This window comes from Streptomyces sp. GQFP (assembly GCF_021545335.1).
In the GTDB taxonomy this organism is placed as follows: domain Bacteria; phylum Actinomycetota; class Actinomycetes; order Streptomycetales; family Streptomycetaceae; genus Streptomyces.
In genome coordinates this window covers 7,386,263-7,406,345 of sequence record NZ_CP089312.1, presented here as the reverse complement: position 1 = coordinate 7,406,345, position 20,083 = coordinate 7,386,263, and the positions used below count along the sequence as shown (strand labels likewise).

Annotated in this window: 16 protein-coding genes and 1 tRNA gene; 6 read left to right on the top strand and 11 right to left on the bottom strand. The window is 70.1% G+C overall.

Going from position 1 to position 20,083, the window contains the following annotated elements; all coding sequences use genetic code 11:
* Window positions 1-48: 48 nt before the first annotated feature.
* Window positions 49-1,395, top strand: a complete 1,347-nt coding sequence (locus LUX31_RS33570) for a vWA domain-containing protein (protein ID WP_235479069.1) — start codon at window positions 49-51, stop codon at window positions 1,393-1,395.
* 41 nt (window positions 1,396-1,436) lie between these two features.
* Window positions 1,437-2,765 carry an FHA domain-containing protein gene (locus LUX31_RS33565; RefSeq protein ID WP_235479068.1) on the top strand — a complete coding sequence of 443 codons (1,329 nt, stop codon included), beginning with the start codon at window positions 1,437-1,439 and terminating at the stop codon, window positions 2,763-2,765.
* A 19-nt stretch (window positions 2,766-2,784) separates the two neighbouring features.
* On the opposite strand, the gene LUX31_RS33560 is transcribed toward LUX31_RS33565, so the two are convergent.
* Entirely contained in the window at window positions 2,785-3,780 is a 996-nt protein-coding gene (locus LUX31_RS33560) for a methyltransferase domain-containing protein (RefSeq protein ID WP_235479067.1), read from the bottom strand.
* Window positions 3,781-3,928: 148 nt separating this feature from the next.
* On the opposite strand from LUX31_RS33560, the gene LUX31_RS33555 reads away from it, so the two are divergent.
* On the top strand, window positions 3,929-4,333 hold the full coding sequence (locus tag LUX31_RS33555; protein ID WP_235479066.1) for a globin: 405 nt from the start codon (window positions 3,929-3,931) through the stop codon (window positions 4,331-4,333).
* Between the two features lie 24 nt (window positions 4,334-4,357).
* On the opposite strand, the gene LUX31_RS33550 is transcribed toward LUX31_RS33555, so the two are convergent.
* From LUX31_RS33550 to LUX31_RS33520, 7 genes are all read right to left on the bottom strand, one after another.
* Window positions 4,358-5,038, bottom strand: a complete 681-nt coding sequence (locus LUX31_RS33550) for a hypothetical protein (RefSeq protein ID WP_235479065.1) — start codon at window positions 5,036-5,038, stop codon at window positions 4,358-4,360.
* Window positions 5,035-5,469, bottom strand: coding sequence for an acyl-CoA thioesterase (locus LUX31_RS33545; RefSeq protein WP_235479064.1), 435 nt, complete (start codon window positions 5,467-5,469; stop codon window positions 5,035-5,037). The genes LUX31_RS33550 and LUX31_RS33545 overlap by 4 nt, the downstream gene beginning before the upstream one ends.
* A 2-nt stretch (window positions 5,470-5,471) precedes the next feature.
* Window positions 5,472-7,136, bottom strand: a complete 1,665-nt coding sequence (ettA, locus tag LUX31_RS33540) for an energy-dependent translational throttle protein EttA (RefSeq protein WP_235479063.1) — start codon at window positions 7,134-7,136, stop codon at window positions 5,472-5,474.
* 190 nt (window positions 7,137-7,326) lie between these two features.
* Window positions 7,327-8,751: a Cys-Gln thioester bond-forming surface protein gene (locus tag LUX31_RS33535; protein ID WP_235479062.1), complete on the bottom strand. Its 1,425-nt coding sequence runs from the start codon at window positions 8,749-8,751 to the stop codon at window positions 7,327-7,329.
* A gap of 214 nt (window positions 8,752-8,965) precedes the next feature.
* Window positions 8,966-9,430 (bottom strand): single-stranded DNA-binding protein, encoded by a 465-nt coding sequence (locus LUX31_RS33530; RefSeq protein WP_235479061.1) that lies wholly within the window; start codon window positions 9,428-9,430, stop codon window positions 8,966-8,968.
* 294 nt (window positions 9,431-9,724) lie between these two features.
* Entirely contained in the window at window positions 9,725-11,725 is a 2,001-nt protein-coding gene (locus LUX31_RS33525) for a YfjP family GTPase (protein WP_235479060.1), read from the bottom strand.
* Window positions 11,726-11,730: 5 nt separating this feature from the next.
* A complete protein-coding gene (locus LUX31_RS33520) occupies window positions 11,731-13,350 on the bottom strand; it encodes a dynamin family protein (protein WP_235479059.1) in 1,620 nt (539 codons plus the stop codon).
* Between the two features lie 323 nt (window positions 13,351-13,673).
* Between LUX31_RS33520 and LUX31_RS33515 the strand changes: the two genes are divergently transcribed.
* Window positions 13,674-13,749 (top strand) — tRNA-Arg (locus LUX31_RS33515).
* Window positions 13,750-14,004: 255 nt separating this feature from the next.
* On the opposite strand, the gene LUX31_RS33510 is transcribed toward LUX31_RS33515, so the two are convergent.
* The 3 genes from LUX31_RS33510 to LUX31_RS33500 form a co-directional block, all read right to left on the bottom strand.
* The gene (locus LUX31_RS33510; protein WP_235479058.1) at window positions 14,005-15,399 is read right to left on the bottom strand and encodes a tyrosine-type recombinase/integrase; all 1,395 of its coding nucleotides are present in this window, start codon (window positions 15,397-15,399) and stop codon (window positions 14,005-14,007) included.
* On the bottom strand, window positions 15,399-15,596 hold the full coding sequence (locus tag LUX31_RS33505; protein WP_119580331.1) for a helix-turn-helix transcriptional regulator: 198 nt from the start codon (window positions 15,594-15,596) through the stop codon (window positions 15,399-15,401). The genes LUX31_RS33510 and LUX31_RS33505 overlap by 1 nt, the downstream gene beginning before the upstream one ends.
* A gap of 1,049 nt (window positions 15,597-16,645) precedes the next feature.
* Window positions 16,646-16,882, bottom strand: a complete 237-nt coding sequence (locus LUX31_RS33500; RefSeq protein WP_235480145.1) for a hypothetical protein — start codon at window positions 16,880-16,882, stop codon at window positions 16,646-16,648.
* Between the two features lie 862 nt (window positions 16,883-17,744).
* Between LUX31_RS33500 and LUX31_RS33495 the strand changes: the two genes are divergently transcribed.
* Both LUX31_RS33495 and LUX31_RS33490 read left to right on the top strand, forming a co-directional pair.
* On the top strand, window positions 17,745-18,758 hold the full coding sequence (locus LUX31_RS33495; RefSeq protein WP_235479057.1) for an NAD(P)H-dependent glycerol-3-phosphate dehydrogenase: 1,014 nt from the start codon (window positions 17,745-17,747) through the stop codon (window positions 18,756-18,758).
* A 245-nt stretch (window positions 18,759-19,003) separates the two neighbouring features.
* The gene (locus LUX31_RS33490) at window positions 19,004-19,633 is read left to right on the top strand and encodes an AAA family ATPase (RefSeq protein ID WP_235479056.1); all 630 of its coding nucleotides are present in this window, start codon (window positions 19,004-19,006) and stop codon (window positions 19,631-19,633) included.
* Window positions 19,634-20,083 lie beyond the last annotated feature (450 nt).

The window sequence follows — 20,083 nt, the reverse complement described above, 5'->3', positions numbered from 1 at the left end:
GTCACCGCCCCACGGAGGTGGGGGTTTTCGAGGGGGAGCGAAGCACGCATGGCCAATTTCTCGAAGTCGAACGTGCCGCAGTTCTCGGTCGACGTCTACCAGAACGAGTACCTGCCCGAGGGCGGCCGTGAGGTCAGCGCGATCGTGACGGTCACCGCCACCGGCGGCGGCACGGTCGGCACCGCCGTCGCGGCACCTCACCTGTACTCGCCAGGCCAGGGCCCGGACGCGGCCGTGGCGATCATGGTCGACTGCTCCGGGTCGATGGACTACCCGCCGACCAAGATGCGGGGCGCCCGGGAGGCGACGTCCGCCGCGATCGACGCCGTGCGCGACGGGGTGCACTTCGCGGTGATCGGCGGCACGCACCTCGCCAAGGAGGTCTATCCGGGCAGCGGACGGCTCGCGGTCGCCGACGCGACCACCCGCGAGCAGGCCAAACAGGCGCTGCGCAAGCTCAGCGCGGGCGGCGGCACCGCCATCGGCACCTGGCTGCGCCTCGCCGACCGGCTCCTCTCCTCGGCGGACGTCGCCATCCGGCACGGCATCGTGCTGACCGACGGCCGCAACGAGCACGAGTCGGCGGAGGACCTGAAGGCCGCCCTGGACTCCTGTGCCGGCCGCTTCACCTGTGACGCGCGGGGCGTGGGCACCGACTGGGAGGTCAAGGAGGTCACCGGGGTCGCCTCCGCGCTCCTCGGCACCGCCGACATCGTCGCCGACCCGGCCGGCCTCTCCGCCGACTTCACGCAGATGATGGAGACGGCCATGGGCAAGGAGGTCGCGGACGTCGCCCTGCGGCTGTGGACCCCGGTCGGCACGGAGATCAAGTTCGTCAAGCAGGTCGCGCCCACCGTCGAGGAGCTGACCGACCGCCGCACGGAGGCGGGCCCGCGCGCCGGTGACTACCCCACCGGCTCCTGGGGCGACGAGTCGCGCGACTACCACGTGTGCGTCGAGGTGCCCTCCGCGAACCTCGGCCAGGAGATGCTGGCCGCCCGCGTCTCCCTGGTCATCCCGCAGCCCGACGGCAGCGCCCAGAACCTCGGCGCACAGGGCCTCGTACGGGCCGTGTGGACCGACGACATGGTGGCCTCGACGTCGATCAATCCCCAGGTCGCGCACTACACAGGTCAGGCCGAACTGGCACAAGTCATCCAGCAGGGTCTTGATGCCCGTAAAGCGGGTGATGTCGACGGCGCAACGGCCAAGCTGGGACGGGCAGTTCAGCTCGCCAGCGCCTCCGGAAACGCGGATACTGCGAAACTCCTTGCGAAGGTGGTGGACGTGGTCGACGCCGCGGCAGGTACTGTGCGACTGAAGGCGAAGGTCGAAGAGGCCGACGAGATGACACTCGAAACACGGTCCACAAAGACTGTTCGTGTAAAGAAGTAGCAACACAAAACGTAGCGAAGAGGAGAGGGGGAAGCGCCGACATGCCGACCTGCCCGAACGGACACCAGTCGGGTTCCGACGACTGGTGCGAGGTCTGCGGTCACCGCATGGCCGGTGCCGTGCCCCCGCCCCCGCCGCCACCCCCGGCGCCCGGTTACGGCTACCCGCCGCCGGGCTCCGCCACCGGTGCGCCCGGCAGCCGCTCGCACCTGTCCGCCGTACCGGACGCCGAGCAGGAGCTGTGCCCGCAGTGCCGTACCCCGCGTGAGGGGGGCGCTCCGTTCTGCGAGGAGTGCCGGTGGAACTTCCTGACGAACACGGCGACCTCGTACACCCCGGCCGCCCCGCGCCCGCCCGCGCCGGGCCCCGGCCAGGGGTACGGAGGGGGCCCCGGTCAGCAGCCGTACCAGCCCCCGCCGCCCGGACCGTCCTACGGCGGCGGTGACGGCTACGACTACCAGAGCTCGCGTCCGTCGCAGATGAACCGCCCCGCCGAGCCGATCCCGCCCTTCGGCGGCGACCCGTCCCGCCCGGTCCCCCCGCCGCCGGGTCCCACACCCGGCGCGCCCGGTGGCCCCGGCAACGGTCCTGGTGGCCCTGGTGGCACGTCCCCCGGGCAGCAGGGCTTCGGTGGATCGCCGGGATACCCGCCTCCCACGTCGGGAGGCCCGCAGGGGTACCCGCCGCCCGGTGGCGGCCCCGGAGGGCCCGGAGGGGCTCCGCAGGCGTTCCAGCCGTCCGGTCCGCCCTCCCCGCCCGCGTTCCCGCAGGAGACCGGCCGGCGCGGTGGCCCGCAGCCCGGCCCCGGCGGTGGCTTCGGCGGTGACGACGACTGGGTGATCTCCCCGCCGTCCGGCGGCCCGAGCGGACCCCCGCCCCCGCAGCAGGGCGGTGGCTACGGCTATCCGCAGCCCGGCTCGACCCAGGCCCCGCCCGGACCCGGCGGCTACGGCCAGCAGCAGCCGCTGTCCTGGAGCGCGACGATCGGCCCGGACCGCGAGTACTTCATGGCGATGATGCAGCGCTCAGGACCCGAGGCCGCGGGCCTCAACCTGCCCGCGTACTCGCCGGAGCAGCAGCGCGCGCTCACCGGCAACCAGATCACGATCGGCCGCCGCCGCCACTCCACGGGCGAGTCCCCGGACATCGACCTGGCGGTGCCGCCGGAGGACCCGGGCGTCTCGCACCAGCACGCGGTACTGGTCCAGCAGCCCGACGGCAGCTGGGCGATCGTCGACCAGAACTCGACGAACGGTACGACGGTCAACGGCTCCGAGGAGCCCATCCAGCCCTTCGTCCCCGTACCGCTGCAGGACGGCGACCGGGTGCACGTGGGCGCGTGGACGACGATCACGATCCGCCGGGGCTAGGGAACAGGGCTGGCGGGGGTCAGCCGGGGAGGGGCCAGGCGTACGGACCCGTGGGTTCGTCGAGCCAGGCCCACTCCCGGTCGCCGCTGACGGTGATCCCGTACCGCTCCCGCACCGGCCTGCCCTCGCGCTCCCACAGCGCGTACGCCTCCTGCGGGTCCAGGCTGCCCCGGGTGAGCGCCAGCAGGAACCGGAACAGCTCGTGCTCGCGTGTCCGGCGCGGGAGTGCGCCCAGGTGCGGAATGTCGGGCTCCGGCCGGGTTCCGCCCCGCAACGGCACGAAGTAGGCCGACGTGTGCAGGAAGCGGCCCTCCGCGTGCTCGGCGTCGCGGACCGTGAGGGCGGCCAGGCCGGTGGCGAACGGGGTCAGGATGCGGGCACCGGGGCGGCACTGGGCGAGCCAGGCGCGCGGGACCGAGGTGAGCGTGCAGGTCGCGATGATCCGGTCGAAGGGGGCCCGCTCGGGCACTCCACGGGCGCCGTCGCCGGTGACGACGACCGGGTGGTGTCCGGCGGCGGCCAGATGCCGCCGGGCCGACTCGGTGATCTCCGGATCCAGATCGACCGTCGTGACGAGCGCGTCGCCGAGACGGTGCGCGAGCAGCGCCGCGTTGTACCCCGTGCCCGCGCCGATCTCCAGGACGTGGTGCCCGTCCTCGACCCTCAGCTCCGCGAGCATCACCGCCATGAGGGAGGGCTGGCTGCTGGAGGAGAGCAGCTCGCCGTCGCGCATCCGGGTCGCGAGCGGCGCGTCCGCGTAGGCGCCGCGCACCCAGCGCTCACGCGTGCGCCGGTCCGGGCTCTCGCCCCACAGCCGCTGCTGCCCGGTCACGGCACCGGCGTAGTAGTACGGCACGAACAGATGCCTGGGAACCGTCTCGAACGCCTCCCGCCAGACCGGGTCGCGGTCCCAGGCCCCGCTCGCCTCGATCAGCCGCACGAGTTCGGCCCGCGCCGTGGCGGCGAGGTCGTCGAGGTCCTTGTCCCTGCCCTCGTGGAGAGCGTGCGCGCTCATACGTCCACTGTCCTGCGCCCCGGGCCAGGACGCGAGCGCCGATACCGGCCGAAACGGAAGCGGACGCTCAGTACGGCCCGGCAGGGGTCGGTTTACGGGTGGTCCTAAGCCTTGAGTCCTCGGTCTCCCCGTCTGAGACCATGGTGGGGTGAACGAGATTCCGCGCGGCACGCTTCAGGAGCAGACCTTCTACGAGCAGGTCGGCGGCGAGGAGACCTTCCGGCGCCTTGTGCACCGGTTCTACGAGGGTGTCGCCGAGGACCCGCTGCTGCGGCCCATGTATCCGGAGGAGGACCTGGGCCCGGCCGAGGAGCGGTTCACGCTGTTCCTGATCCAGTACTGGGGCGGCCCCACGACGTACAGCGAGAACCGCGGCCACCCCAGGCTGCGGATGCGCCACGCCCCCTTCGCCGTCGACCGGGCCGCACACGACGCGTGGCTGAAGCACATGCGGGTCGCCGTCGAGGAACTCGGCCTCTCCGAGGAGCACGAGCGGACGCTGTGGAACTACCTGACGTACGCGGCGGCCTCGATGGTGAACACGGAGGGCTGAGCGGGCCTCCGGCCGGCCGGGGCTTCAGCGGACGCTGACGTCCAGCGACCCGAGCCCGGCCCTGCGTACGGCGATCGATCCGTACGGGGTGCGCAGCCGCAGCCAGGGCCCGGAGGAGACGAGTGCGAGCCGTGTGTCACCGGAGGACTCCGGCCGCAGGAAGCCCAGGGACTGGGCCGCGTGGACGGCCCGTACCGGCAGGTGGGTGTCGCCGACCGTCCTGGTCCAGATCTCCCGCCCGATCCGGTCGAGTTCGGGGCGGGTACGCAGCTCCGGCGCCAACTCCCCCGTACGGGACCGGAATTCGGCGACCGCCGCGGCGACCATCGCCCGCAGCGCGTCCGGAGCGGGCAGGCCGGGCTCCGGTCGCCAGCCGCCGCGCGGGGGCAGTACCCCGGCCCACGGCGGGCCGGTCACCGCGGCGGGGACGGTGAGGGTGGCGGCGGACTCGTCCACCGACTCCAGGAGTTCACCGGCCGACACGGTGACGTCGAGGGCGGCGTCCAGGCCGTTCTCGTACGGCTTGGCGAGGCGGGCCGCCCGGATCGCGAGGACCTCGAAGGACGGGGGCCGTCCGAACACGGCGAGCGCGGTGCCGTGCGCCTGGAGGCGCACCGCCGCTCCACGGTCGTAGTGCAGCAGCCGGCCGAGGAAGGCGGCGAGGTCGGCCGCCTCTCCCTCGTCGGCGAGGTGCAGAACCGTCATGCGGCGACGGCCCCGCCCTCTTCGTCATCTTCATCTCCGTCGTCCGCGTGCATGTACTCCTCCAGGAACTCCCGCTCCTCGGAGGTGATGCGGCGCGGGCGCTGGGTCGCGAAGTCGAACGGCACGACGACCGTCGAGGCCCGGACGTACACCTGGTCCGGGTCCTTGACCTCACAGGTGAGTGTGAAGGACGCCGCCTTTATGTCCGTGACCCACAGCTCGATGTCCACGGGTGTATGCCGGTGGACCAGCTGCCGTTTGTAGTCGATCTCGTGGCGTGCCACCACCGACCCCTGCTGGAAGTCCTTGTCCGGGCGGAACAGGAAGTCGATACGGGCTTCCTCCAGATAGCGGAGGAAGACCACGTTGTTGACGTGGCCGTACGCGTCCATGTCCGCCCAGCGCAGCGGGCAGCGGTAGATGTGCCGCAAGATCAGCCCCGGGTCAGCTTCTTGTAGGTGGCGCGGTGCGGGCGGGCGGCGTCGGCGCCGAGCCGCTCGATCTTGTTCTTCTCGTAGGACTCGAAGTTGCCCTCGAACCAGAACCACTTGGACTCGCCCTCGTAGGCGAGGATGTGCGTCGCCACCCGGTCCAGGAACCACCGGTCGTGGGAGACGACCACCGCGGCACCCGGGAACTCGAGCAGCGCGTTCTCCAGCGAGGACAGGGTCTCGACGTCGAGGTCGTTCGTCGGCTCGTCGAGGAGCAGCAGGTTGCCGCCCTGCTTGAGGGTGAGCGCGAGGTTCAGGCGGTTGCGCTCACCACCGGAGAGGACACCGGCCGGCTTCTGCTGGTCCGGGCCCTTGAACCCGAACGCGGAGACGTAGGCGCGGGACGGCATCTCGACCTGGCCGACGTTGATGTAGTCCAGCTCGTCCGAGACGACGGCCCACAGGGTCTTCTTCGGGTCGATGTTCTCGCGGCTCTGGTCGACGTACGAGATCTTGACGGTCTCGCCGACCTTGATCGAACCGGAGTCCGGGGTCTCGAAGCCCTGGATCATCTTGAACAGGGTCGTCTTGCCGGCACCGTTCGGGCCGATGACGCCGACGATGCCGTTGCGCGGCAGCGTGAACGACAGGTCGTCGATGAGGACCTTCTCGCCGAAGGCCTTGGTGAGGTTGGTGACCTCGACGACGATCGAACCCAGCCGCGGGCCCGGCGGGATCTGGATCTCGTCGAAGTCCAGCTTCCGCATCTTGTCCGCCTCGGCGGCCATCTCCTCGTAACGGGCGAGACGGGCCTTGGACTTGACCTGACGCCCCTTGGCGTTGGACCGCACCCACTCGAGTTCTTCCTTCAGACGCTTCGCACGCTTGGCGTCCTTCTGGCCCTCGACCTTGAGACGGGAGGCCTTGCTCTCCAGGTACGTCGAGTAGTTGCCCTCGTAGCCGATGGCGCGACCGCGGTCCAGCTCCAGGATCCAGCCGGCCACGTTGTCCAGGAAGTACCTGTCGTGGGTCACGGCGACGACGGTGCCGGGGTACTTGGCGAGGTGCTGCTCCAGCCACTGCACGGACTCGGCGTCCAGGTGGTTGGTGGGCTCGTCGAGGAGCAGCAGGTCGGGGGCCTCCAGGAGCAGCTTGCACAGCGCCACGCGGCGGCGCTCACCACCGGAGAGGTTGGTGACGGGCCAGTCGCCGGGCGGGCAGCCCAGGGCGTCCATGGCCTGCTCCAGCTGGGTGTCCAGGTCCCACGCGTTGGCGTGGTCCAGGTCCTCCTGGAGCTTGCCCATCTCGTCCAGGAGCGCGTCCGAGTAGTCGGTCGCCATGAGTTCGGCGACCTCGTTGAAGCGCCTGAGCTTGCCCATGATCTCGGCGGCGCCGTCCTGGACGTTCTGCAGGACGGTCTTGGACTCGTCGAGGGGCGGCTCCTGGAGGAGCATGCCGACCGTGTAGCCGGGCGACAGGAAGGCGTCGCCGTTGGACGGCTGCTCCAGGCCCGCCATGATCTTGAGAACGGTGGACTTACCGGCACCGTTCGGGCCGACCACACCGATCTTCGCGCCGGGCAGGAAGCTCAGCGTCACGTCGTCAAGGATCACCTTGTCGCCGTGCGCCTTACGCGTCTTGCGCATGGTGTAAATGAACTCAGCCAAGAGAAACCGTCCGGCAGCTTGAAATCTGGCAGTGGTGGGTTACACCCCATCTTGCCGTACCGCCACCCCTGCGGGGAAACGAGTACGTCAGCGGCCCCGGCGCCTGGGAGGCGGGCCGGGGCCGCTGGAATCAGTGGGTCACCGGGCGGTCACACACTGTTGAGTTGTCAAGGTGCGGTGTCGCTCGCGCTCACTCCTTGGCGCCTGTTCCGTGGGGCTCCTTCTTGCCGACCAGGAGGACCACTCCGCCGCCGATCACCAGTAGGACGATCGCTATGCCCGCGATCATCGGCGTCGCGCTGGAACCGCCGGTCTCGGCCAGGTTGACGCCTCCGGCGGTGGTGTCGTCGCCCGCCAGGGCCGGGCTGGGTTCGCTGAGCGTCTGGACCGAGTCGCCGGTCGCGGCGCCCTGGGTCTCGCAGTCGAGGACGCCCGTGAACCGCTGCTCGAAGCCGTTCGGTCCCTGGATCGTGAAGTCGTAGGGCTGGTCCTCCTGCAAGGGGATCGTCACCGTGCGCGACTCCCCGGCCTCGATGGTGTGCTCGAAGCCCATGAGTTGGAAGGTGAACGCCTCGTCGCCCTTGTTGGCGGCCGTGATGTCCACGCCGTCCTTGGCGCAGTTCTTCTGTGCGGACAGCGCGGGGACCGGGCCCGTGGCCGCCCAGTTCGCGGTCGCCGTCGCGGAGACCGTGGACTCGCTGGAGCCGGCGAGGATCTGGGTCTGGCTTCTGCTGTCGGAGGTGAAGGCACGGCCGACCGGGACGCTGGTCGAGGCCTGGACGCTCAGGGCGGCCGAACCGTCCAGCGCGTCCTCGGGCACCTCGAAGAAGACCTGGCCGCCGTCGACCGCGGACGTGACGGGCTTGCCGTCCTGGTCGACGACCCGCACCCCGCTCGTCGCGGCGTCGGCGGGCGGTATCACCGTGACGCTGTCCGCGTCGGTGTGCACGGTGACCGGTCCGAGCCGCTCCCCGGGGTGTCCGGAGACCGCGGGCGGGTCGAGGGTCAGCGAGGCCTCGGGCTCCGCGAGGTTCTCCGCGCTCTTCTCCAGGTAGTCGGCGAGCTTCTCGGCCGCCGGGTCCACGGCGTCCACGTCCGCGCCGTCCGAGTAGCGCCAGATGGCCACCTGGGTGCCGGCCGCCGCGTCCTGCTCGGTGAGGCCGGCCGCGCCCGCCCGGTCGGCCAGCGCCGCGAGGTCGTTCACCTGCGGGTAGGAGTTCTGCAGGATCCAGCGGATCCGGCCCGCGTCCTTGTTGCCGCCCAGGGAGGTGCCGCTCCAGGAGGTCTCCTGGTACTTGGCGTCCTTCTGTGTCGGGTTGTGCAGGTCGACGCAGTACGTCTGCAGCGTGCCGCCGTTGTCGACGGACATCTCGAACAGGCCCGCGGAGATCTGCTCGTCGCCGTCGTCGCCGTGGACGACGGCCGCGCCGTACGTCTTCAGCCCGCCTATGGTGGCGGTCGCCCCGCCCTGCTGCTGCGGAGTTCCGTCGGCGACGGCCGTACCGGCGCCGACCAGCGCACCGGTCATGGCGAGACCGGACACCATCGTCGCGGCGGCGAGCCGGGCCGCCGCCGCTCGCCCGCGCCCGGACAGCGCGGAGAACGAAGAAAACACAGAATTCCCCTTCGAACAGGACTCGTTGACGTGGGGGGTGCGGTCCCACCAGCAGCATCAGAGGCCCCGTGAGCTATGCCCGGCATCCTAGGGACGCGGGCGGACCGCATTTCCCAGTCCGGTCATCCGATAACCGATCCGACTCGGAATCGTTATCGCCAAGATCATCCGCGTGCCGGCCAGTTCACCGATAAGCCTCAGTTCGGACCTGAGGTCACGTCACCGCCGCCGGTTCCCGCCGCTGTTGGGTCTCCTCATCGGCCGCCGGTGTCTCCCAGCTGGGTTCCGGACGGGCCGGCGCCCCTGCCTCGCCCTTGAGCGGTCCGGCCGAGCGGCGGAACGCCGATGTGCCCCGTGCGAGGTCGTGGCCGATCGCCACGGCGTCGATGTCCGCCGATGTCCAGCTCTGCCCGTCGCGCACCTCCGTGCGCACCTTCAACCGGCCCTGCACGATGACCGGTTCGCCGAGCGTCAGGGACGCCCCGACGTTCGTCGCGAGCGCCCGATTCGCCCACACCGTGAAGAAGTTGGTGTGTCCGTCCGTCCACGCGTTCTTCTCGCGGTCCAGGTAGCGCGCGGTCACCGCGACCCTGAACCTCGCCGACGCCCCCGACGCCAGGTCTCGGTAGACCGGCTGCGTCGCCACGTTGCCCACCACGCACACCATCGTCTCGTTCATGCGGACCACCCCTCCCGGTCCCGGCGCACTCGCGCCGGGCGGATACCCGTACGGGCCCGTCCCGTACGGCTGCTTCCGGCACGGCGACCGTGTGTTTCTCCGGTCACCGCCCCGCGTCGATCGCGTCCGTCGTGATCGCCGCGAAGCCAGAATGCATCCGCCGGGCCGAGCCCGCTGAGCGCTGTGGACTACCGGCCGGTTGTGGACAACTCCGTCACCCGACCGAGTGATCCATTTCCCTCTCTCGTCTCACTCCTCCGGGGTTCACCTCGTTTGACCTGCCGTTTTCCACTCTCACCCCACCACCGCCCGAGCACCCGTCACCCGCACGTACTGCTCCCGCACCTCGCGATACCGCAGCAGTTCGGCCGCCACCGGATCCAGTACCCGGGCCCGGCCGCAGCCGGCCGCCGCCTCCCGCAGCCGTCGTTCCGCCTCCAGGCCGTATCGGCGGGCAGGGCCGCGAGCCGCCAGTTTGCAGCTCCACTCCACTCCCGGGCCGCCGACGATGCCCACCGACATCAGCAGCACCGGCACGCCCAGGTTCGGCGCCATGACGCCGACGATCTGGCCTGCCAGCCACAGCCCGCCCACGATCTGGAGGAGCGTCATGGATGCCTGCGCCAGTACGGCCACAGGCCACCAGCCCGGCCGGGGCGGCCGACCCGAGGGTGTCCCGGCCCGGGCCGCCAGTTCGTCCAGCGCCTCGGGCAGGCCCTGGGAGCCGCGTACGGCCGCCTCACGCACCGCCAGCGCCCATGGCGCGGGCAGTCCGGCCGACGCCCGCTCCGCGACCGTACGCACCGCCTGTTCGACCCGCTGGCGGGCCGTGGCCTCCTCGTCCGGCTGCGTGCGTACGGCGAAGCGGCCGGTGGAGGGTTCGCGGCGGTCCTGGTACCAGCGCCACAGCCGCAGCCACGGGGTGCCGCAGGCGCGGTTGGCGTTGCGCAGCCAGGCGCGTTCGGCGGCCTGGCCCGCGGCGGTGGCGCCCACGGCGTCGGCGAGCCGGTCGGCGAACTCGTCCCGGGCCCGTTCGCTAAGCCCGGCGCGCCGTCCGGTGGCGTACACGGGCCGCAGCTCCCAGGCGGCGGCGTCGAGGTCGGCCGAGATCCGGCGGGCCGCGGCCCCGCGTTCGCCCACGAACTGTCCGAGGGCCTCGCGCAGTTCGCCGATGCCGTCCCCGGTGAGCGCGGACAGCGCGAGCACGGTGGCGCCCGGTTCGCCGTACTCCCCCAGGGCGATGCCGTCGTCGTCGAGCAGGCGCCGCAGGTCGTCGAGGACCTGGTGGGCGGCCTCCCCGGGGAGGCGGTCCACCTGGTTGAGGACGACGAACATGACCTCCGCGTGGCCGGCCATGGGCCGCAGATAGCGCTCGTGGAGCACGGCGTCCGCGTACTTCTCCGGGTCGACGACCCAGATCACCGCGTCGACCAGTGCCAGTACGCGGTCCACCTGTTCGCGGTGCTGGACGGCCGCCGAGTCGTGGTCGGGCAGGTCGACGAGGACCAGGCCGCGCAGCTGCGCCTCCGCCTCCGCGCTCTGCAGGGGGCGCCGGCGCAGCCGTCCCGGGATGCCGAGGCGGTCGAGGAGGGTCGCGGCGCCGTCGCTCCAGCTGCACGCGATGGGCGCGGCGGTGGTGGGCCGGCGTACCCCGGTCTCCGAAATGGGTACTCCGGCGAGGGAGTTGAACAGCTGGGACTTGCCGCTGCCGGTGGCGCCCGCGATGGCGACGACGGTGTGCTGTCCGGAGAGTCTGCGCCGGGCGGCCGCCTCGTCGAGGACCCGGCCGGCCTCGGCGAGGGTTCTGCTGTCGAGGCGGGTACGGGACAGCCCCACGAGTTCGCGGAGCGCGTCGAGCCGGGAGCGCAGCTGTCCGTCGTACGCCAGGGGCATCACGGGCTGGGGGGTGGCGGTGATCCGGGGCTCGACGACCGTCTCGCGCGCGGGGCCGTCGGTCTCGGTCACGCGGCGTGCGATCAGGCCGTCGTCCCAGGCGCCGGAGGGCCCGGGTTCGGCGCGGGGTTCCTTGGGTGCGGTAGGGGTGACCGAGCCGGAATCGGCGGCCACGCGCGCGTGGCCGTCGCCGTCGGCGGAAGGGACCTCCTCAGGGGCCTCGCTTTCGGGCGCCCCGCCATCGTCCTCGCTTTCCTCCTTCCCCTCGGCTTTGTCGTCGTCGGAGAGTCCCTCCTGTGGAGGCGTGTTTTCGGCCGGGGGCGGCGGATCGGTCGGCTCGGTGGGCTCCGCGGGCCCGGTCCCCGAGGCGTCGTGGTGGTCCTGGTCAGTGACGGCGGTCACCGCGGTCACCTCTCCTTCTGCAGTACGGACAGCGCGGCGATGAGTTCGGCCTGGGGCTCCGGATGGACGTCGAGGGCGTCGAGCGGGGCGAGGCGGCGCTCGCGTTCGGTGTGCATGACCCGGTCCAGGTGGTCGGCGAGGAGCCGTCCGCCGCGGTCGCGCAGCCGCAGGGCGCCGTGGGCGCCGATGCGTTCGGCGAGGCCCTCACCGGCGGACCGGGCGCGTCGGCCGCCCAGCAGTGCGGTGGCGACGAGCGCGGCGACCGCCTCGACGTCCGGGGCGACACCGCGGTCGAGGTCGCGCAGCTCCTCCTCGGCGTACTCCTCCAGCTCGCGCCGCCACCGTCGTACGGCCATCCCGATGCGGTGTTCGACGCTCTCCTGGGACGGGTCGGGAGCCGTAAGTTCCGGGGCGCCCGCGGCGGGTTCGCGGCGCCAGGCGTCGTCGACGCGTTCGTCGGCGGCGGTGACGGAGCAGAGCAGGAGGGCGCAGAGGCTCTCCACGAGGGCGTCGAGGAGTTCGCCCGCGGTGCAGTCGAGCGGGAAGGCGCGCCACCGCTTGAGCGCGTCCCCGGCGAGCACGGCACCGGCCTGCAACCGCCCCCGTACGCGCGCGTGCTCGCTGTCGTAGGCCCCGTCGACGGCCGCGGTGAGCCGCAGGGCGGCCGAGTACTGCGCGGCGGCGGCGCCCGCCAGCTCGGGCATGCGGGACTTGAGGGAGTCCAGGACGCCGTACGCCGTACGGGCCATGGCCTGTTGGCGGCTGGCCGGGTCCTGCGCCTGCTGGGTGAGCCAGGCGCGCAGCGGTGCCACCGCAGTGGCCGGAAGCAGCCCACCACCCCAGGCGGATTCGGGCAGTTCGGGCACGGTGAAGCGCGGTACGTCGCCGAGGCCGGACTTGGTGAGGAGGGCGCCGTACTGCCGGGACACCTCGGACACCACCTGGTGGGGCACCCGGTCGAGGACGGTGACGAGGGTGGCCTGGTAGTCCTTGGCGGTGCGCAGGAGGTGCCAGGGGACGGCGTCGGCGTACCGGGCGGCCGTGGTGACCATGATCCAGATGTCGGCGGCGCAGATCAGTTCGGCGGCGAGGACACGGTTGTCGGCGACGAGGGAGTCGATGTCGGGGGCGTCGAGGAGGGCGAGTCCGCGCGGCATGCTGTCGGCGGTCTCGACGCGCAGGACCCGGGCGCCGTCCTCGCCGGGGAGCAGCAGATCGTCGTCGGGGTCGCGGCCGGCCTCCTGTTGGGGCACCCACACGCGCGTGAGGTCGGGCAGGACGCGCATCCCGCTGAACCAGTGGTGGTCCTCGGGATGGCAGACCAGGACCGGTGTCCGGGTCGTGGGCCGCAGGACGCCGGCCTCGCTGACCCGGCGTCCCACAAGGGAGTTGACGAGGGTCGACTTCCCGGCCCCGGTGGACCCGCCGACAACGGCGAGCAAGGGTGCTTCAGGTTCCCTCAGTCGGGGCACCAAGTAGTCGTCGAGTTGCGCGAGCAGTTCGTCGCGGTTGGCACGCGCGCGTGGAGCCCCCGCCAGGGGCAGCGGGAAGCGTGCGGCGGCGACACGGTCGCGAAGGGCGGAGAGTGCGTCGAGCAGCTGAGGCCGTACGTCCAAGGTCACCACATGCGAAGAATGCCCAATTTTAGGGGAATTCTGAAGCATATGGGCATGTCTGCGCGCCGACGGAACACAAGGGACGGAAGGGACGACTGGGACGTAGGCGTAGTCCAGGCATAACGAGTGCACAACACCCGATGCGCGAGACGCCAAAAGCGGTGCACGATTCGTACCTGCCTGCGATTATCAGGACCGCTTCACTGAACCTCCACATTGAGCCACGGAGGCGAAGCAACCAGGACAAGGACCCGGGAGCCCTATCCTTGTCCCCGGCAACGTCAAGGACCAGCCCGCACCCGGGCCCACCGCGACCGAGGCCACCACACCCGGCCCCCGTAGCTCAGTGGATAGAGCAGGCGCCTTCTAAGCGCTTGGCCGCAGGTTCGAGTCCTGCCGGGGGCGCCACTGACCACCGGTCGAGCTGGCGATGTTTTCGCAGTTCAGAATGCATTTTCACGACCTTCCACGTTAGTCGGATCGTTCGCCTCCGCCAGGGGCCGAGTCCGGCTGACACCGGCCAAAACCGGGCTTCTACGGGTGTCCGTCCCACATACGTCCCACAAAATCAGGGGGCGCGGGACGGGCCCGACACCCCCTTTCAGCACACAAAGCGGAGCGGCCTCGGGCCCCCTCTTCGGGGGTCCGAGGCCGCTCCGCTTCTCACGACGCCACTTCTGGGAGCCTCAGCGCGGCTTCGGCGCGTTTCAGGTAGAGCTCCCGCTGGCCGACGACGCAGCGCGCGTAGATGGCCTGCAGGACCGGCACACTGTTGCCGGCCATCTCGGCGACCTCTGAGTGCGGGATGCCCTCGTTCATCCAGGCTGTCAGGCAGGTATGACGCAGGTCATACACGCGCTTGCCAGTCGGTGACTGAAACTCGTGATCGGACAGGACCTCCTCGCGCGCCTTGGCCCAGACGCGCCTGAACACCGACCCCGCGAGCATGTCACCCTTCTCCCCCGGGAAGAGGAGGTCGGCCGACCCAAGGTCATACTTCTTGATCATCTCGCGAAGGATCACGACGAGGACCGGGTGGATGGGGACCAGACGCGTGTCGCCCTCTGCCCGTCCTTTGAGATGCCGCTTCTCATGGACCTCGCCGGTGTCGGTCCACTGCCTTCCGACTTCGGGCTGAGCCTCGTGGACCAGGAATTCGCCCCACCCTGTCTCCGGCAGCGTGGCGTCCCCCACCCGGAGTGCAACCGCCTCCTCTGGCCGAAGGCCGGCGTAGTAGAGGGTGGCGAAGAATGCCCGGTAGATGCGCCCACGACGCGGACGCTGGCCTATCCAGTCCAGCATCTTCGCGACCTGGTCGCCGTTCAGCAGGCAACGCTTGTCGATGGCCTGGGCCACCTTCGGAGCAGTACGCGCGCCCTTACCCTTCGGGAGAGGGTTGGCCTTCAGGTAGCTGTGCTCGATCGCGTAGGCCATGACCAAGTTCATGATGCGGTCGTTGCGCCTGACGGAGCTGGCGGCTGCGGCAGTACCGTCAAGGCGCGTGGTGAGGGCTGTTACGACCTTGTCAACGTGCTCGGTCTTCTCCCAGGCGCTCATCGGGAGAGAGTTGCGCTGGACCCAGTTGAGGATCGTCTGCACCTCGGCCGGTATGGGCCTCTCCTGATTTGCACGTTGTCGGATATTGAAGGCGTACTCCCGCAGCGCCCTGCGGACCTTCACCGGTTCGAAGTGCTGAGGCAGCGGCGTGCGCAGCAGGGCGATGGTCACGGGTGTGAGCGCCTTCGCCATGTTCTTACGGGTGTTGATAGCGGCGCTGGGCGATTTCCAGTCGACGTACTCGATCGCGAAGTCGTACCAGTTCACCTCGGCGGCCTTGGACGTCCAGGAGATCGGCCTCCCGGTTTCGATGTCGAACGGCTCGCGTTTCCTGTGCGCGGACATCAGCTTCGCACGCTCATCGTCGGCTACCGCGCTCTTCTTGTACGTCTTGCTGTGTTTCTTGTGGGCGACCTTCCAGCGGACGGTGTAGGTGTTGCCATTAGCCCGCTTGTTCGTCTCGATGGGGTAGAAGCGAACATCCAACGAGCTGGTGTCCATCAAGAAGAGTCCTCACAATCCATAAGCCAGTTTTCGAAGTCACCGCGCCGTATGCGGAGCGAGCCGTTGGGCAGTCGGATGCAGCGTGGCCCGCGTCCTTTCTGGCGCCAGTCGTAGAAGGTCGATCGAGAGACCTGCAGCTCAGCGCAGACCTCGTCGACCGTCAGCTTTTGCGCAGGCCGAACCGCTACCGTCATGACGCCGCCCCGCGATTGCGGATAGACGCGGAGTCAGCGAGCAAGGCGGATGGGACCGCCAGGCTGGGGTGAAAAAGGGCAGGAGGTATCGCGGATCGGCACATGAGTGAATTCCTTGAGAGGGAGCGCACGGAGCGACAGAACGGCATCAGCAACACCAGAGAGCCCTTACGCCAACTCGGCGTGGGCATCGCTGCTTTGAGCGAACCGGCGCTGCAATCAGGGAAGCCGCAGGCGGGGGCCGCTCATTACCTCCTTGCGTCTTGCGGCACTACCGGCTGCGTTCCACAACGGCTCCACCGCCAAGCACAGCCGCTGCGAACACCCTCAATGGTCGTCACGATCGCCGGTTTGGCTAACCGGCGATCGTCGTCTATGTTTCGCCCCGCACGGGAGGTCCACGGACGTTCTCATCGGCGGACGACGCCCGGAACGGCAGCCGGTAGGGCCAGAGACCGTGGGGTGCCGTCCATCACGAGTGCCGAAAGCCCACTGTCAGTGAGCCGGTCAAGGCTGCCTGCCATTACGCGTTCGAGAGAGCCGACAGGTCGAGCGACCCGTCGCGCTGCGGCTCCGGGTGCATCGCGATGTGTGTGAGGACCACTTAGTTACAGCGGTGGCCGCGTTGCAGCCAAGTCGTCGCCGAACAGCTGGCCGCACAGACGCGCAGCGCAGACGGTGCCGTAGTCCTCTCACTCCTGTGCAGTCCCCGCGTTCGAAGGCGCCAAATGCCAAGCGGGTAGGAGCAGTGAAGTTGGGGATCGCTGAGCGGGATCCGACAGGTGCGCCTCCTTGAGGCGGTTTCGGCCGAAGCAGAGCGCAGGTACAGGCCGCCGGAGCGGCCAGCCTGCTGCCGGTCGCATCGGAGGCCCCATCCCTGGCCTGGTTTTTTACGGGACGTTGTACGTTGACATGATCCCGGAGGAGGTTCCAGTCCTTTGGGTCTCTTTCTCGTCTGCCGTGAGCTGATGTCCGGTGACAGCGAACCTTGACCGTTGGCCGCTGAACATTGACCACTGCTCGATGGCGCGGTGGCGGCTGCTGCTGGGCTACCGGGTGAGCGCGGCGAGGTAGGCGTCCAGGGGCTGCACATACCCCGGGAGGCGTTCGAGGAGGTCCCACCAGCGGATAGCCGAGATCTCCTGGGTGGGCTCGAAGGCGCGGGTCTCGGCGCAGGTTCCTGCGTACAGGGCCAGATATTCGGCTCGCCGGTCAGGCGCCAGCACGAATCGCGCGTAGCCGATGAACCGCAACCGTTCGTCAGGTTGCTGCCCGCTCTCCTCCAGCAGCTCGCGCGTGGCCGCCTGGCGAGGGGATTCCCCCCCGGAAGCTCCCAGGACTGACGGTACCGATCGAAGACCATGAGGACCCTACCGGCTCGCCACAAGACCACCAGCGCCGCCGGCAGCGGGGCGTCCTGAGGAGGCGCTGTCTCACCGCCCCGCGCGAACGAGATCAAGGAGTTGCCACGGCCATCGGCTGCAAGCGGTTTATCTGCGGGGTAGGCCACACGGCCGGATGCTTCCCCATGCGACTCCACGAGAAGCCCTCCGCCCCCTCGCTCCGGCAGGTCACCAGCTTCCACCTCTCCCCGGTCGCCATCGTGCAAGCCACCGACCGTCGCCCCGCTTCGGGGTGTCCGCCGACCGGGCTGCCTTCTGCGTTGCCGAGCGGGAGGACACCGGCCCGCCCGACTTCAGTGCCCACGGCATCGTGTACGTGGACGCCCTCGCACCGCCGACCGGGCAGTGGCTGTGGGCGAGCTGGGCCGCGTCCTGGCCCCGGCGGCCGACTGGTTCTGACCCGGGCGCTGCGGCGCGGCGCGGAACCCGTCTGGGAGAAGCAGGCACACGCGGCCAGGCTCGCGGTGGAGCACATGAACGAGCGGCCCGCGAAACCCGCGATGTGGGACCGGCCCTACCGGCTGTGGATCGCCCACGCCGACGAACTCCAGCGCGGGCGAGAAACAGGCGCAGATCATGCTGCGCGAAGCTCACCAGGTGTTGCCCACAGGGCCCGGCCGCCGCGCCCTCCTGCTGGTCCTGCGGCGCCCCGCGTGTGTTCCAGCTGGGCCTGGCACCGCCGATAAGATGTCGGGGCCCGGGTGCCGCCCCGGTGACGGGCCCACGTCCGGCGAGAGGCCCCTCAGTGACCCAGCACCGTTCTGCCCGTGCGGCGGTGTTCTCGGCCGGCTCCTGGGGTACCGCAGTCGCCAAGATCCTGGCCGACGCCGGCACCCACGTCATCGTGCACGCCCGCCGGGACGAGATCGCCGACGCGATCAACACGGTTCACCGCAACCCCGGCTATTTCCCGGATGTCGAGCTGCCGCCCGCTCTGAGGGCCACGACCGACCCGGCCGCCGCGCTTCACGGCGCCGACTACCTCGTGCTGTCCATCCCCGCCCAGTCCCTGCGGACCAACCTCGCCGCGTGGACACCGCACATCGGGCCCGACACCGTGATCGTGTCGCTGATGAAGGGCATCGAACTGGGCAGCAGGGAACGAGCGAGCCAGGTCATCAGCGAGGTGACCGGCGTGAGTGCGGACCGGGTCGCGGTGCTGTCGGGCCCGAACCTCGCCCGCGAGATCATGAAGGGCCAGCCCGCCGCCGCCACCGTCGCCTGCGCCGACGAGGCCGCCGCCCGACGCTTCCAGCAGGCGTGCCACACCTCGTACTTCCGGCCCTACACCAGCACCGATGTGACCGGCTGCGAGCTGGGCGGAGCGGTGAAGAACGTCATCGCTCTGGCGGTGGGCATCGCCTCCGGGATGGGCCTGGGCGACAACGCCTCGGCCATGCTCATCACACGCGGGCTGGCGGAGACCACCCGGCTGGCTGTGGCCATGGGCGCCCACCCGGCCACCCTCGCAGGGCTTGCCGGCCTCGGCGACCTGGTGGCCACCTGCTCGTCCCCGCTCTCCCGCAACCGCACCTTCGGCACCCACCTCGGCCAGGGCCTGAGCGTCGAACAAGCGACGGCCGCCACCCGGCAGACCACCGAGGGCGTCAAATCCGCCGAGGCGATTCTCGCCCTGGCCTATGCCCAGGGCGTGGAGATGCCGATCACGGAAGTGATCTCCGCCCTGCTGCATGAGAAAGTCACCCTCGACGAGGCCGCCGCCGCGCTCATGCAGCGGCCCCGCAAGCCCGAGCGTTGACACCCGGCGCCCCGGTTAAGGGGCCGCCCCCGCACCCTTTCTCCTCCCGCCCGAAGGCTCCTGCCCGTACACGTGCCGTCGCTGTCCAGATCGCCGTCACCGCCGCCCTCATGACGTGGATGATCACCGGCTTAACCCGGACCTGGGCCGGCCTGGCGCCCGCTACCTCGCTTGGTACCCGGCCGAGGCAGTGGTCGAGCAGAAATGGGTCGAGAGCGGCGCTAAGGCGCTGGCACTGTGGGGCGATGTTGTTCAAGCTCACCGGGTCGAGCTGCTCGGGCAAGACGACGCTCGCCTACGCCACCGCCAGCAGGCTCCCGCACATCGTCGTGCACGACTTTGATGAACTTGGTGTGCCAGCGGGCGCCGACCTGCACTGGCGCCACCGGATGACCGAGATGTGGGTGCAGCGCGCGCTGGAGTACCAGGAGCGCGGCATCGACCTGTTACTCACCGGCCAGTCTCCCCTGGGTGAAGTCCTCGCCGTGCCCTCCGCGCCGCTTCTCGATGGCATCGCCGTATGCCTGGTCGATGTCGCCGACGAGGTCCGGCGCGCTCGTCTTGCCGCACGTGACCCCGGCCGGTGGGACACGCCGGCCGTCGACGCCTTCCTCGGTTGGGCCACATGGCACCGGCAGCACGCTCTCAACCCCGGCCACCGGCCCGACGTCATCATCGACAACAGCTGGCACAAGATGGTCTGGCACCGCTGGACCAGCTGGCATGCCAGTGATCCCCGATGGCGCACTCAACTGCTCGACACCACGGACCAACCATTGCCGAACTCCGTGGGCCAGGTCGAGCGATGGATCACGGAGCAACGCGACGCACATCAAGTCGGCCGACTCGCCCTGGGGCACGGTTGGGCTTCGTGATCCGTGCGAGCATTCCGGGCATGGCATCGACGATCTCGATCGGGCCGATACCGATCGGAACTGCCGTCCCCCCGCATGACCATCGATCGGCGCCCTGACAACGCGCCTGCCACGCATCAAAGCCAAACGGAAACGGCGGCGACTCACGCAGGTGAGTCGGCGCCGCGTCTGATCTCAGACGTCGATGGGGGCGACCTTGCGGCCAACTTGAGGTACAACTCGGCACCTTCAAGTTCCCTCAATCACGACTTCGCCGAGCGCCTGCCGTACGGAAACCACCGTTGGCATCGACAGCCGCAGCCAGCCGTATGGGACCCGCTATCGCCAGGTTCTCGATTGCCATCGCCGCTACACGCTCCGTACCCTGCACAGCAACGCGTCGACGGAGACGAGTAGCCACGGATCACACGAGCCGAGAGAGCCGCCGGAAGCTGGGAAGGCGGTCTCGTG